9 protein-coding genes and 1 tRNA gene are annotated in these 13,486 nt (G+C 58.1%); 5 read left to right on the forward strand and 5 right to left on the reverse strand.

The genetic code is table 11. The features are described 5' to 3' along the window. Nucleotides 1-473: 473 nt before the first annotated feature. The 4 genes from AAAX59_RS06115 to AAAX59_RS06130 form a co-directional block, all read right to left on the reverse strand. Nucleotides 474-548 (reverse strand) — tRNA-Gln (locus AAAX59_RS06115). 38 nt (nucleotides 549-586) lie between these two features. After that, on the reverse strand, nucleotides 587-1,492 hold the full coding sequence (locus AAAX59_RS06120; RefSeq protein WP_022094145.1) for a peptidoglycan-binding protein: 906 nt from the start codon (nucleotides 1,490-1,492) through the stop codon (nucleotides 587-589). Between the two features lie 138 nt (nucleotides 1,493-1,630). Next, nucleotides 1,631-2,644 carry a polyprenyl synthetase family protein gene (locus AAAX59_RS06125; protein WP_349071124.1) on the reverse strand — a complete coding sequence of 338 codons (1,014 nt, stop codon included), beginning with the start codon at nucleotides 2,642-2,644 and terminating at the stop codon, nucleotides 1,631-1,633. A gap of 125 nt (nucleotides 2,645-2,769) precedes the next feature. Then, nucleotides 2,770-5,220, reverse strand: coding sequence for a PTS transporter subunit EIIC (locus AAAX59_RS06130; RefSeq protein ID WP_349071125.1), 2,451 nt, complete (start codon nucleotides 5,218-5,220; stop codon nucleotides 2,770-2,772). 229 nt (nucleotides 5,221-5,449) lie between these two features. Between AAAX59_RS06130 and AAAX59_RS06135 the strand changes: the two genes are divergently transcribed. The 5 genes from AAAX59_RS06135 to ugpC all read left to right on the forward strand — a co-directional run bounded on the left by AAAX59_RS06135 (nucleotide 5,450) and on the right by ugpC (nucleotide 10,841). Continuing rightward, complete coding sequence (locus AAAX59_RS06135) at nucleotides 5,450-6,169, forward strand: GntR family transcriptional regulator (RefSeq protein ID WP_349071126.1); 720 nt, start codon at nucleotides 5,450-5,452, stop codon at nucleotides 6,167-6,169. Nucleotides 6,170-6,475: 306 nt separating this feature from the next. Beyond that, a complete protein-coding gene (locus AAAX59_RS06140; protein ID WP_195568732.1) occupies nucleotides 6,476-7,792 on the forward strand; it encodes an ABC transporter substrate-binding protein in 1,317 nt (438 codons plus the stop codon). 87 nt (nucleotides 7,793-7,879) lie between these two features. Next, nucleotides 7,880-8,734, forward strand: coding sequence for a sugar ABC transporter permease (locus AAAX59_RS06145; RefSeq protein ID WP_055285610.1), 855 nt, complete (start codon nucleotides 7,880-7,882; stop codon nucleotides 8,732-8,734). Further along, nucleotides 8,734-9,573: a carbohydrate ABC transporter permease gene (locus tag AAAX59_RS06150; RefSeq protein ID WP_022095055.1), complete on the forward strand. Its 840-nt coding sequence runs from the start codon at nucleotides 8,734-8,736 to the stop codon at nucleotides 9,571-9,573. Before AAAX59_RS06145 ends, AAAX59_RS06150 begins: the two co-directional genes overlap by 1 nt. 68 nt (nucleotides 9,574-9,641) lie before the next feature. After that, nucleotides 9,642-10,841: a sn-glycerol-3-phosphate ABC transporter ATP-binding protein UgpC gene (gene ugpC / locus AAAX59_RS06155; RefSeq protein ID WP_320677966.1), complete on the forward strand. Its 1,200-nt coding sequence runs from the start codon at nucleotides 9,642-9,644 to the stop codon at nucleotides 10,839-10,841. A gap of 296 nt (nucleotides 10,842-11,137) precedes the next feature. Here the strand turns inward: ugpC and glgP are convergent, their stop codons facing one another. Next, nucleotides 11,138-13,405, reverse strand: coding sequence for a glycogen/starch/alpha-glucan family phosphorylase (glgP, locus tag AAAX59_RS06160; RefSeq protein ID WP_349071127.1), 2,268 nt, complete (start codon nucleotides 13,403-13,405; stop codon nucleotides 11,138-11,140). Nucleotides 13,406-13,486: the final 81 nt, after the last annotated feature.

Genomic DNA, 13,486 nt, shown 5'->3' on the forward strand with positions numbered 1-13,486 from the left:
GCCTCCCAACCTCGTTGCGGCGCGGCTGCGCCTATGGCACTTCAACATCATTGTCGCAGCCCCGACCCGCGGTCACGAGCGGGGGCTCCTATCTTTTCAGTGCCCTCGGATTGGGTCATAGTGTCTGTCGTTGCCAAAACATCGAGGTCATGTGGCCTTCTCTGCGTGCGGAACTCGCGACAAACTTAATGCCCGGCCCGTCGGGGCCACACGTCATTTTGTAGATTACGGCTCGCTTTTCGGAACGGGGCTGATATTTCTTGATGCGAGGCACTCTCGGCTGATACGGGGCGGAGGGATTCCGCGTCCGCCTTTTCGGCGGCCGCGCCCCGCTGCGTCGCTTCGCTCCTTGCGTGCTGCGCTGGAAAACACTTCGCGTTTCCTCAGCTCTGCACCCTTACGGGTTCGAATCCCTCCGCTTGCTCACAAGAAAAGCCTCCCGATCGGCTATGCGTTCGAGAGGCTTGTTTCTTTGGCTGGGACGGAGGGATTCGAACCCCCAACAGCCGGCACCAAAAACCGGAGTTCTACCGTTGAACTACGTCCCAATGTGTAGTGTTGCCCAAAAGCAACTCGTTTAGTTTACCTAATCTGCGAGGGCATCGCAAACGCCATCGAGCAGGCGTACGGCGAGTGTCTGCGCGTCGCTGGCCGTGAAGGTGCCGTTGTAGCGCGTCATGCCCGTGAGCTCAATGCGAATGCGAGCCGGCTTCTGCTGCGCGGCGACATTGGCAGTGCGGATGCGCTGGGCCAGGTTGTGGCACTCGGCGAGGGCAATCGTGGCGCGCGGTGCGGCGTCGGCGGGCAGCTCGTCGCTTGCAATCTCGAGCACCAGGTCAACGTCGGTTGGGACCTCGGAGTCGCAGAGCATCATGCCGCTGTTGTCGGTCGTTGCCGTGGCGATATTCCACATGCGCGACGCAACACTGCGTGCGATGGGGTCCTCGCCGATAACGGCAATCTGGAAGCGCTCGAGCACGTTGGCGGCGCGAGCAAAACCGATGCGGGACTCGGCTTCGGTGACCGAGGGCTTGCCCTCCCACACATGGTGCAGGCGGTTGATGTAGGCGTAGGTGTCCTGGAAGGCCATGCCGTCGGCAAACAGGCCGACATTTTCCTGGAACTGCTGCAGGGCGGCCTCGGTATGCGGACCAAAGTAGCCGTCGTCTTCGCCACAGGCAAAGCCCAAAACGTTGAGAGCGCGCTGCAGGGCCTGCACATCGGCGCCATGGAAATTGGGCATGCGCAGATAGAGAGTGCGGTCGCCCAGCTTATACGAAGCGTCTACAAGGGCGCTCCAGCAGGGGATATCGACGGCATGACCGGCAGCAAGGCCGCTGTCGAGCCTGAAGGTGCTGACGGCCTGCTCAGTGGTGGCTCCAAAGTACTTGTCGGTGACTTCGGCGGCATCAATCGTGTAGCCGAGCTGCAGGAGACGAGACTGCACGTCCTCGACGGCTGCTCCTTGCATGCCCGTTGTAATAGGTTCCATGAACGAACCCCTTTCGGCGTACCATTCGTACTATTTGAGCGTCTGTCGGATAGACAACGCAAAGGGATGCATAAACATGCACTCAACAGTGTAGCAAGTTGTGCCTAAATACGCTGCTGACAGGTTTTATAACCCCCGTTAGTTAAGGCGCTCCACAAAGAAATCTGCCATGGAGAGGAACAGCTCGCGTGCGTGCGGATCAAGCTCAACGTTCTCGATGGCCGCTTTGGCCTTAGCGGTCAGGTCGAGCGCGTAAGTGTGGGCGTAATCGATGGAGCCGGTCTCTTGGAAGATCTCCACGGCGCGTGCGAGCTGCGCGGGATCATCGGTGCCCGAGGAAAGAATCGCCTCGACCTCGTCGTGGTAGCGCTCATCAGAGAGGGCATGTACGGCGACAAGCGTGCGCTTGCCCTCGGTGATGTCGGTGCGGAAGTCCTTGTTGGCGGCTTCCTTAGTGCCGACAAGGTTGAGCAGGTCGTCCTGAATCTGAAAGGCAAGGCCCGTGTGCAGGCCAAAGGCGCGCAGCGCTTCGATTTGCTTATCGCTGCCGCCGCCGATAATGGCTCCGGCGGCAAGCGGCGTGGCTCCGCTGTAAAACGCGGTCTTGTGCGTTGCCATGTCCAGGTAGTCATCAACCGAGATATCAAAGCGCCTGTCACGGACCCAACCCAGGTCGAGTGCTTGACCCTCGATGGTGCGGACGATCATCTCGGTAAGCTCGTGGAGCACGCGCAGCTTCACGTCGGACTCAAGCGTAGGGTCGTCGAGAACCGTCTTGGTGACCATGGTGAGCGCCAGGTCGCCACAATTGATGGCAAGGCCCGTGCCCTCGGTAAGGTGCATGCAGGGCTTGCCTCGACGAAGCTGTCCGTTGTCGGCGATGTCGTCGTGGATCAGCGCGCCCGACTGGAAATGCTCGATGGCTGCCGCGGCGCTGCGGGCGCTCTCAAAGCTGCCGCCCACTGCGGTTGCGGCGAGCATACAGATAAGCGGGCGGTGGCGCTTGCCGGCGTTGGCCGTAAAAGCCGAGAGCGGCGCATACAGGTAGCGCTCGATATCGGCAGAGGTCGCCTGTCCGTCAAAGAACGTGGCCAGATAGTCGTTAATCTGGTCAAAGTGCTGGGCTAAAAAGCTGGTAAACGGACTGGACACGGGTTCTCGCATTCTTTCTTGGGTTACATCGTTGCGGTGTGCAGATACCATATTGCCACATTGGAGTTGCCGGCGCGTCTGTTTTGGCGATTTGGAGAAACGGGACGCGTGCGCGTGCCGGCTGCTTATATAAGCCTAAAGTGCTCGAGCGCCTTGACGACGCCATCTTTGTCGACCGAGTCGGTGATGTAGTCGGCGCGCTTTTTGAGATAGTCTGGCGCATTGCCCATGGCGATACCGACATCGACGGCGTTCATCAGCGAGACGTCATTGCTGGCGTCGCCGATGCCGTACACGGTTCCGTGGTGGGGATCGAGGGCGTCGAGTACAGACTGGATGCCCCCGCGCTTCGTGCATTCGCGGGGCGAGATTTCGGTTACCTCGAGTTCGAGCTCGTTAAAGCACAGCAGCGGCTCAAGTGCCTTATCTTGAGCGATGTGGTTGGCGAGCGATGTAGACATCAAGATCTTGTAGACACTGTAATGTTGCAGCTGCGTGACTGCGTCGCCCAGGGTGCGCGCGTATCCGGGAGCATCGGGGGCATCGGCACTCATGCGCACGACGCCGTTGAGGCCCTCAAAGCGGATGACCTCGCCCGATTGCTCAAGGTAGGGGGCAAGACGCTGCAGCATACTGGGCGTCATCGACAGATCGCGAATTGCGTGTCCGTCGATCTCGGCGTAACCGCCCGCAAGACAGACGATGCCGGTCCAGGGCAGCTCAAGAAGTTTGGGGTGGATGCAGCTGAGGGTGCGTCCTGTGCAGATAAAGGCCATGTTGCCGTTTGCAACGAAATCGCGGATGGCCTGCGAGACCGCCTCGTTGGGATAAGGGGACAGGTCACGCTCGCTCTCGGGAAGCTCTTGTGCCACTCGAGGGTCTTGCCAGGCGAGCGTTCCGTCGATATCGAAGAAGCAGATATCGCCGCGCTTATGGGCTGCGCTGGCGGCAGGGGAGGCCGAGGTGGTGGGCACAAATCCCGGCTCGAGGCCCATGATCTGGTCAAAATGCTCTTTAACGCGGGGAACGGAGATGCCGATGATCACCTGGGCGGTCTTGCCCGTAATGATGAGGCCCTTGGCGCCCACCGCGACAAACGACGCGTTATCTGCAACGATGGAAGGGTCTGCGACCTCGACGCGCAGGCGCGTGGCGCAGTTGGTTGCGCCCACGATATTGCCAACGCCACCTAAAAGCTGAATTACCCGCTCAGCGAGGACGTGATCTTGATCGGATCGACTATTGACCTCGTCATTGGGAGATTGCTCTTTGGCAAAGTCGCTTCCCGTTAAACAATCGATTGCCGCGCGATTGGCGACATGATTCTCGCGGCCCGGCGTCTTAAGGTCATAGACCAAGATGAGTGCTCGAAAACTAACAAAAAAGATGAGGCTAAAGGCAAGGCCGATACCGAGCGCCAAAAGATAGGCACCGGCATGCGTGCGCATGAGCGGAATAAAGTTGAAGGCTGCCATCTCCATGAGGCCGCCCGAGAAGATGCCGACGATGCCAAAGAGATTCATGGCTGTGGCAAGGCAAGACGATAAGACGGCGTAGAGAAAAAAGAGCCCGGGGTGGGTGAACATAAAGAGAAACTCGAGTGGCTCGGTAACGCCGCAAACCACCGAGGCGATGATGGCGGGAACAAGGATGACCCTGAGGCCGGCGCGGCGCTCTGGTTTTGCGGTGGAATAGAACGCGGCTGCGATGGCGGGAAGGCCAAAGAGCTTGACCCAGCCGGTGGCGGTAAAACCGGCCCACGGCGCAAGTTCATTAAGGGGGCGCGTGCTATGGGAGAGGATGGGGAGCAAGCTGCTCCATGTGGCGTAGATGCCGTCGTTAATGACCAGGTTGTCGTAGTAGATCGGCATGTAGAGCAGGTGGTGCAGCCCCATGGGCTCGAGCGCTCGCTCCAAAAACACAAAGATGACCACGCCAAAGGGGCCGACGCTCGTAAGTGCATGGCGCAGCGTTTCGGTCATTGCGTATACGGAGGGCACGATGGCGGCCGAGATAGCGGCAAGGGCAAACACGGCAAAAAAGCTGATGAGGTAGACCAGCGAGGAGCCCGAGAAGGTGCCGAGCCAATCGGGAACCTTGGCATCGTAGAAGCGGTCATGGATGGCGACGACGGTTGCCGATACCACCAGCGGGCCGATAATGCCGGTGTCGAGCGTCTTGATGCCGTCGATGACGGTGATACCGTTGGCGGGGGTCAAAGATGACGGGTACTTAAGCCCAAGGTTGTCTCCGCTCAGCTTAATGATCTCGCTCAAAAAGAAGCAATAGGCAAAATAGGCCACGAGTGCCTCGAGGCAGCAGCGTGCCGGTTGCTTTTGGGCAAGACCGATAGGCAGCGCTACGGCAAAAAGGAGCGGGAGGCGTTTAAAGACCGTCCATGAGCCGCGCTGGATGATGGCCCAAAAAACGTACCAAGGGGTTCCGTATACGGCTAGATCGCCGACGATGTCCGCAGTCGTTGCGAGAGCGGAGACGCCGACCATGAGGCCTGATATAGAAAACAGCATGGCGGGAGCGAACATTGCCCCGCCAAAGCGTTGGATTTTTTGCAGCATGTTCTGCCTTCCGCATATCGAGGCGCGTTGCGCGTGGGGAAACGTTTAAACAATGGATTCATTGTAGAGGACCAGACGATTGTCGTGCCGGCAGTTTTGAGCGAAACCGATTTGGGCACGACAGAAACCGTCAACGGTTAAATCCTGTCGCTTTACCGATATTCGGTTTAAACAACTTTAAGAAATGCTATCGTGCCTAGCCGGAAATAAATAATGTAGAGGTGAAACAATGCCAAAAGCAATATACGAAGGAATCTACCGAGAAATACGCTCGCGCATCATTAATGGGACCTATGCGTTTCAGGAGATGCTGCCAACCGAAGCCGAGCTGACCGCGGAATTTGGCTGCACGCGCAATACCGTCCGCCGCGCTTTGAGCATGCTGGCCGACGGGATGTTTGTGCAGCCCATACACGGCAAGGGCGTGCGCGTTATTTGGCTTAAGGGCGAAACCGACATGTTGGGCGCACTCGAGGAAGTTGAGTCGTTTGGCGAATTTGCAAAGCGCAACAATGCCGTTGCATCGACGGACGTTAAGTCTTTTGAGCATTTGATTTGCACCGAGCAGCTCTCTCGTCGCCTGGGCTTTAAGGTGGGCGAGGAGTTGATTCGCGTGGTGCGTGTCCGAAGCCTTAACGGCAATGCGCGCCAAGTAGACCATGGTTACTTTTTGGAGTCGATCGCCAAGGGTCTGACGCCCGAGATCGCCGCAAAGTCAATTTACGACTATCTGGAGCACAAACGCGGCGTCAAGGTGATGGCGAGTCGCCGTACAGTGAGCGTCGAGCTTGCCAACGATGAGGACTGCAGCTACTTGGACCTTGGCAAATACAACTGTGTCGCCGTCATGGAGAGCCAGTCATACACCTCGGATGGCATTTTGTTCGAGGTTACGCACGCCCGTACGCATCCTGAGATCTTCCACTACCGCGTCAACTCCAAGCGATAGCCGGCTAGCTCGCAGCCTGACGAGGCTCATGCCCTCAAAGAGAAAACGCCCGGTCAAACCGACGATGCATCGGCTTGACCGGGCGTTTTCTCTGCATTCGATAACAAATAATTGTTTATACAAAACTTGTCAAGTATCAAGTTGAAATTACCGTTCACCGAAGTTTTTCTACCGCTCTAGTAATACTTGTTCAAACAACTAGCCAAATAGCGTATCGTACAAATCAGCAAAAGGGGCAAAGTCCCCGAGCCAATCTCCGAAGGCGGCGGCAAAGGGTGCCGCCACGGTGTGAAAGGGTGGATTGTAATGAAGAACGAAATGAGCAGAAGGCAGTTCCTGGGCTTTGCTGGTTCCGCGGCTGCGGTTCTTGGTCTGGGTCTCGTGGGCTGCGGTGGTTCTGCCGGCTCCGGCTCCTCTGCTTCTGGTGACGCTGCCGAGGTCTACTTCCTCCAATTCAAGCCCGAGGTCGACAAGGAGTGGAAGGAGATCGCCAAGGCCTATAAGAAGGAGAAGGGCGTCGAGGTCAAGATCGTGACCGCTGCCTCCAACACCTACGAGGAGAAGCTCAAGTCCGAGATGTCCAAGAGCTCCGCTCCGACCCTGTTCCAGGTCAACGGCCCCACCGGCCTTAAGAACTGGAAGGATTACTGCGCCGACCTGTCCGATACCAAGCTCCGCGGTGAGCTCATTGACGACTCCCTGGCTCTGCAGTCCGATGGCAAGGATCTGGGTATCGACTGGGTCCAGGAGAGCTACGGCATCATCTACAACAAGCAGCTGCTCGAGAAGGCTGGCTACAAGGCCGAGGACATCAACTCCTTCGACAAGCTGAAGGCTTGTGCCGACGACATCCAGGCCCGCAAGGACGAGCTTGGCATTGAGGGTGCCTTCACTTCTGCTGGCATGGATGACTCCTCCAGCTGGCGCTACACCACCCACCTCGCCAACCTCCCGCTCTACTACGAGTTCGAGAAGGAGCACAACCAGGAGGACGACGAGATCAAGGGCGAGTATCTCGACAACTTCAAGCAGATTTTCGACCTGTACATCACCGACTCCACCTGCGATCCTTCGCAGCTTGCCTCCAAGACCGGCGACGACGCCACCAACGAGTTCGCAACCGGCAAGGCCGTCTTCTATCAGAACGGCTCCTGGGCCTACTCTGACCTCGTCAAGGCCGGCATGACCGACGATCAGATTGGCATGATGCCCATCTACATCGGTGTCGACGGCGAGGAGAACCAGGGCCTGTGCTCCGGCGGCGAGAACTACTGGTGCGTCAGCTCCCAGGCTTCCGAGGATGCCCAGAAGGCCACCGAGGACTTCATGTATTGGTGCGTCACTTCTGACACCGCCACCAGCATCATCGCTGACAAGATGGGTCTGACTGCCCCGTTCAAGAGCGCCAAGGAAACCACCAATGTCTTCTCGCAGCAGGCCGTCGCCATGGCCAAGGACGGCAAGAAGACCGTCGCTTGGGACTTCGTCTACATCCCCTCTGAGGAGTGGAAGAAGAACCTCAAGCAGGCTCTGATCGCCTATGCTGCCGACAACAGCAAGTGGGACGGCGTCAAGAACGCCTTCGTCGATGGCTGGAAGACCGAGAAGGCTGCTTCCGAGTAAGTAGTTGCTGCCCAAGCTATCTGATTAGCGACAGGGGGCGGGCAGACGTTGGTTTGCCCGCCCCCTGCATATTGAAAGGACCCTTCTATGGGCAAAGCACTCAAGCGCTGGTGGCCGCTCTTTATGCTGCCCACGTGCCTGGCGTTTATGATCGGGTTCGTGATCCCCTTTATCCAGGGCTTCTATCTCTCGTTCTGCCAGTTTATTACCATCAACAATACGCACTTTGTCGGTATCGAGAACTACGTGCGCGCACTGTCCGATCCGCAGTTTGCCACGTCGTTCTTCTTTACCGTGGCGTTTGCCTTCCTGTCGACGGTGCTCATCAACGTGATCGCCCTCGCCATTGCGCAGGCGCTCACCCGCAAAGCGCTCAAGGGCACCAATATCTTCCGTACGATCTTCTTTATGCCTAATCTGATCGGCGGCATCGTGCTGGGCTACATCTGGCAGATTCTGATCAACTGCCTACTCTCCAACGTGGGCGCCCAGCTCATTGCCCTTAACTCTGCTGCTGGCTTCTGGGGCCTTATCATCCTGACCCTGTGGCAGCAGGTCGGCTACATGATGATCATCTACATCGCTGGTCTGCAGTCCATTCCGTCCGACTACATCGAGGCCGCCAAGGTCGACGGCGCTACGGCATGGCAGACGTTTTGGAAGGTTAAGATCCCTAACCTGATGCCGACCATCACCATCTGCCTGTTCCTGTCCATCACCAACGGCTTTAAGCTGTTCGACCAGAACCTCGCCCTTACCGGCGGCGCCCCCGCGCACTCCACCGAGATGCTCGCCCTGAACATCTACAACACGTTCTATTCGCGTGCCGGTATCGCATGGCAGGGCATTGGTCAGGCCAAGGCGGTTATCTTCTGCATCCTGGTCGTGGCCATCTCCATGATCCAGCTTAAGGCCACGAGGTCCAAGGAGGTGCAGCAGTAATGAAACGCGATAAGGTTATCAACCGCGCGCTCTCGATTTTCTTTACGATCCTGTCGCTCGCGTGGATCTACCCCGTGTTCATGATTGCGCTTAATTCTTTTAAGAAAGCGACTGCAATCAGCACCACCACGGCATTCGATCTGCTCACGCCCGAGACGTTCAACGGCCTCGCAAACTACATGCACGCCCTTAACGAGCAGGGCTTTGCCTCGGCATTTATGTACTCGCTCATCATCACGGTCACGTCGGTCGTGCTGATCTTGGTGTGCTGCTCCATGTGCGCTTGGTACGTGGTTCGTGTCAACAACAAGATCTCGAACTTCTTCTATTACCTGTTCGTGTTCTCGATGGTCGTGCCCTTCCAGATGCTCATGTTCACGCTGTCCAATTTGGCGGACCGCATCGGCTTCAACACGCCGTTTAACATCTGCTTTATCTACCTCGGCTTTGGCGCGGGCCTGGCGGTCTTTATGTTCGCCGGTTTTGTAAAGAACATCCCGCTCGAGATCGAGGAGGCGGCCATGATTGATGGCTGCAACCCGGTCCAGGTGTTCTTTAAGATCGTCCTTCCCATCATGAAGCCCACCTATCTTTCGGTCGGCATCCTCGAGACCATGTGGGTCTGGAACGACTATCTGCTGCCCTACCTTACGCTCGACTCCACCAAGTACAAGACCATTCCTATCTTGATCCAGTACTTCCGCGGCGGCTACGGCCACGTCGAGCTCGGCCCCATGATGGCCTGCATCATGATGGTCGTTATCCCCATCGTTATCATGTACATCCTCTGTCAGAAGTACATCATCGACGGCGTGGTGGCAGGTGCCGTCAAGGGCTGATGCCGTAACTGTTTTGCAAGTTTCTGCGGCGCCCCTCAGCGCGGCGCCGCATATCGAAAGGTAAAGACATGGCCGAGATCGTTCTCAAACATGTTCAGAAGGTGTATCCCAACAACGAGTCCAAAAAGAAGGGCTTCTTTGGCAAAAAGAAGAAGACCGAGGAGAAGAAGCACAACCTCAAGGTTACCGAGGACGGCGTGCTCGCGGTGGAGGACTTTAATCTCACCGTGCATGACCAGGAGTTTGTCGTTCTCGTTGGCCCGTCTGGCTGCGGCAAGTCCACGACGATGCGCATGGTCGCTGGCCTGGAGGACATCACTTCGGGCGACGTGCTCATCGACGGCAAGCGCGTCAACGACGTGGCGCCCAAGGACCGCGACATTGCCATGGTGTTCCAGAGCTATGCTCTGTACCCCAATATGACGGTGTACGAGAACATGGCGTTTACGCTCGAGCTCAAGAAGGTTCCCAAGGACGAGATCGACCGCAAGGTTCGTTCTGCTGCCGAGATTCTGGGCATTACCGAGTACCTCGACCGTAAGCCCAAGGCGCTCTCCGGCGGCCAGCGCCAGCGTGTCGCTATCGGCCGCGCCATCGTGCGTGACCCCAAGGTCTTCCTGATGGACGAGCCGCTGTCCAACCTGGACGCCAAGCTTCGTAACCAGATGCGTGCCGAGCTCATTAAGCTGCGCCACGAGATCAAGGGCACGTTCATTTATGTTACTCACGACCAGACCGAGGCTATGACCCTCGGTGACCGTATCGTGGTCATGAAGGACGGCGTCGTCCAGCAGATCGCCACCCCGCAGGAGGTCTTCAACCATCCCGCGAACATCTTCGTCGCCGGCTTCATCGGCGTGCCGCAGATGAACTTCTTCGATGCCCAGCTGGTGCGCTCGGGCAACGGCTTTACCGTCAAGACCGAGGATATGAACGTGGCGCTCGCCCCCGAGACCTGCGCTCAGCTTGCCCTCAACTGGGACGGCGGCGACGTGAAGGAGATCACGGCTGGCGTGCGCCCCGAGCAGATTCTGCTTGCCGACAAGGACGAGGAGGGCGCGCTCCAGGGTACCGTCGAGGTGACCGAGCTCATGGGTTCGACCGAGCATGTCCACGTGACTGCTCCCGATGGCCAGTTCGTCCTGATCATTCCCGTTGTCGACCTTGAGGCCAAGGGTGCGCTCAAGGCGGGCGACCCCATCTGGTTCAAGTTCGAGAAGAACGCGACCCACCTCTTCGATAAGGTCTCTGGCAAGAACCTTATCTAGGCCCGGTGCATCCGGGCCCTCCCTTTGGGCGACTGCGGTATTGCCATCCTTTTGCCGCGGTCACATATAAGGCTCCCCTCCCGTCCACTGGGCGAGAGGGGAGCCTTTCTTTGTGTTGGGGTTGTCTGGCCGGTCGTTTGTCTCGATCTGTAACGGGTAGGGCCGTTTTGATTGAGTAGTTGTTATAGATTGAGATTGTTTGGTCGAGTCGGGTCACAGGGTAACGTGCGGGCACAAAAAACGGAGCCGTGTTGCCACGACTCCGTTTCTCAGGAGGATGGGTAAGGGAAGCGAAATTAGTTCAGGTGCCAGATCTCGTCGTTGTACTGGGAGATGGTGCGGTCGGACGAGAAGGTGCCGGCGTTGGCGATGTTGATTAGCGCCTTGCGCATCCAGGTGTCCTGGTCCTCGTAGTCTGCCAGCACGCGCTCCTTGGTCTGGATGTACTCCTCAATGTCGAGCAGGGCCATAAACCAGTCCTTGCCCTTGATGTCGTCGTGCAGGCGCTGCAGACGCTCGGCGTTGCCGGTCGCCATAAAGGCCGGGTTGGTGATGAAGTCCACCAGCAGCTTGATACCGGGTTTGCGGTAGAGCGCGCCGGCGTCATAGCTGCCGTCGGCGTAGAGCTGCTCGACCTGCTTGGAGGAAGCGCCAAAGGTGTAGATGTTCTCGTCACCCACGAGCTCGGCGATCTCGACATTGGCACCGTCAAGCGTGCACAGGGTCAGGGCGCCGTTGAGCATGAACTTCATGTTAGAGGTGCCGCTCGCCTCCTTGGAGGCCAGGCTGATCTGCTCGGAGATATCGGCGGCGGGGATCACACGCTCGGCAGCAGTGACGTTGTAGTTCTCGATCATGACAACCTGCAGGTAGGGGGCCACATCGGGATCGTTTGCGATCCACTGTGACAGCGTCAGGATCAGATGGATGATGTCCTGGGCGATGGTGTAGGCAGGTGCCGCCTTGCCGCCAAAGATGATGGTGACGGGGTGCTCGGGTTTATTGCCGTTCTTGATGTCGAGATACTTCCAGATGATGTAGAGCGCGAGCATCTGCTGGCGCTTGTACTCGTGGATACGCTTGACCTGAACATCGATGATGGCGTTGGAGGGGATCGTCACGCCCTGCTCGAGCGCCATAAACTCGCGCATGATGGTCTTGGCCTCGGCCTTGGTGGCGGCCAGGCGCTCAAGAACATCTTTGTCGTCAACGAACTCGGCAAGCTTGCTCAGGTCGCCGGTGCTGCGCCAATCGGTGCCGATCACATCGTCGAGCAGGCTGGCAAGCGCGGGGTTGGCTCCCTGGACCCAGCGGCGGAAGGTGATGCCGTTGGTCTTGTTGGAGAACTTCTCGGGATAGATCTCGTAGAACGGGTGAAGCTCGGTGTCTTCCAGAATCTTGGTGTGGAGTGCGGCGACGCCGTTGATGGAGAAGCCAAAGTGGATGTCCATGTGGGCCATGTGGACGGTGTCGTGCTCGTCGATGATGGCGACGCGCGGGTCGTCGTGCTCGGCCTTGGCAATCTCGTCGAGCTTGACGATGATATCGGCGATGGCGGGCGAAACCTTCTGCAGGCTGGCGAGCGGCCACTTCTCGAGCGCCTCGGCAAGGATTGTGTGGTTGGTGTAGGCGACCATGGAGCGCACGATGGTAACGGCCTCGTCAAACTCGATGTCGTGCTCGGTGGTGAGCAGGCGGATGAGCTCGGGAATGACCATGGTGGGGTGCGTGTCGTTAATCTGGACCACGGCGTAGTCGGCCAAGTCGTGCAGGTTGCTGCCGCGCTCGACGGCCTCGTCGATCAGGAGCTGGGCGGCGTTGCTCACCATGAAGTACTCCTGGTAGATGCGAAGCAGGCGGCCCTGCTCATCGGAATCATCCGGATAGAGGAACAAGGTGAGGTTCTTGGCGATTTTCGTCTTGTCGAAGTCGATGGAGCTGCCGGGGACCAGGCTGTCGTCGACACTTGCCAGGTCAAACAGGCGCAGACGGTTCTTGGTGGGCTGGCCGTAACCGGGCACGTCGATGTTGACGAGCTTGGAGGTGACGGCAAAATCGCCAAACTCGACAGTGTAGGAGCGGTCGTCGTCGACTAGGATGTCCTGCTCACCGAGCCACTCGTCGGGGACGGCCTTCTGCTGATTGTCGACAAAGCGCTGACGGAACAGGCCGTAGTGATAGTTGAGGCCCACGCCATCGCCGGTCAAGCCCAGCGTGGCGATGGAATCCAGGAAGCACGCGGCCAGGCGGCCCAGGCCGCCGTTGCCGAGCGACGGCTCGACCTCGAACTCCTCGATCTTGTTGAGGTCGTGGCCTGCGGCGGTGAGCTGGTCCTTAACCTCGTCGTAGATGCCGAGGTCGATCATGTTGTTGATGAGCAGCTTGCCGATCAAAAATTCGGCGGAAATGTAATAGAGCTTTTTCTTGCCGTTGTTGAGCGGGCAGGCGGCAGAGCGCTCCTGCACGAGCTTGACCAGCAGTTTGTAAATGCGGCGGTCATCGAGTTGCTCGAGCGAAGTTCCAAAGGACTGTTCGGCAAGATCCGCGAGATTGATGCGGGGCATGTTTCCTCCTGTGGTGAGTTGACTACATGTCAGAAATTCAAAAGAATCCCGCGCGAGGGGATTGGGGTGGCCTCGCGCGGG

Origin of the sequence: Collinsella sp. CLA-ER-H2 (assembly GCF_040092405.1) — a bacterium.
Taxonomy (GTDB): domain Bacteria; phylum Actinomycetota; class Coriobacteriia; order Coriobacteriales; family Coriobacteriaceae; genus Collinsella.

Excerpts from the sequence above, each read along its gene's own strand:
- AAAX59_RS06120 (WP_022094145.1), bottom strand. The coding sequence starts at position 1,492 with ATGGAACCTATTACAACGGGCATGCAAGGAGCAGCCGTCGAGGACGTG.
- glgP (WP_349071127.1), bottom strand. The coding sequence starts at position 13,405 with ATGCCCCGCATCAATCTCGCGGATCTTGCCGAACAGTCCTTTGGAACT.
- AAAX59_RS06130 (WP_349071125.1), bottom strand. The coding sequence starts at position 5,220 with ATGCTGCAAAAAATCCAACGCTTTGGCGGGGCAATGTTCGCTCCCGCC.
- ugpC (WP_320677966.1), top strand. The coding sequence starts at position 9,642 with ATGGCCGAGATCGTTCTCAAACATGTTCAGAAGGTGTATCCCAACAAC.
- AAAX59_RS06140 (WP_195568732.1), top strand. The coding sequence starts at position 6,476 with ATGAAGAACGAAATGAGCAGAAGGCAGTTCCTGGGCTTTGCTGGTTCC.
- AAAX59_RS06150 (WP_022095055.1), top strand. The coding sequence starts at position 8,734 with ATGAAACGCGATAAGGTTATCAACCGCGCGCTCTCGATTTTCTTTACG.
- AAAX59_RS06145 (WP_055285610.1), top strand. The coding sequence starts at position 7,880 with ATGGGCAAAGCACTCAAGCGCTGGTGGCCGCTCTTTATGCTGCCCACG.
- AAAX59_RS06135 (WP_349071126.1), top strand. The coding sequence starts at position 5,450 with ATGCCAAAAGCAATATACGAAGGAATCTACCGAGAAATACGCTCGCGC.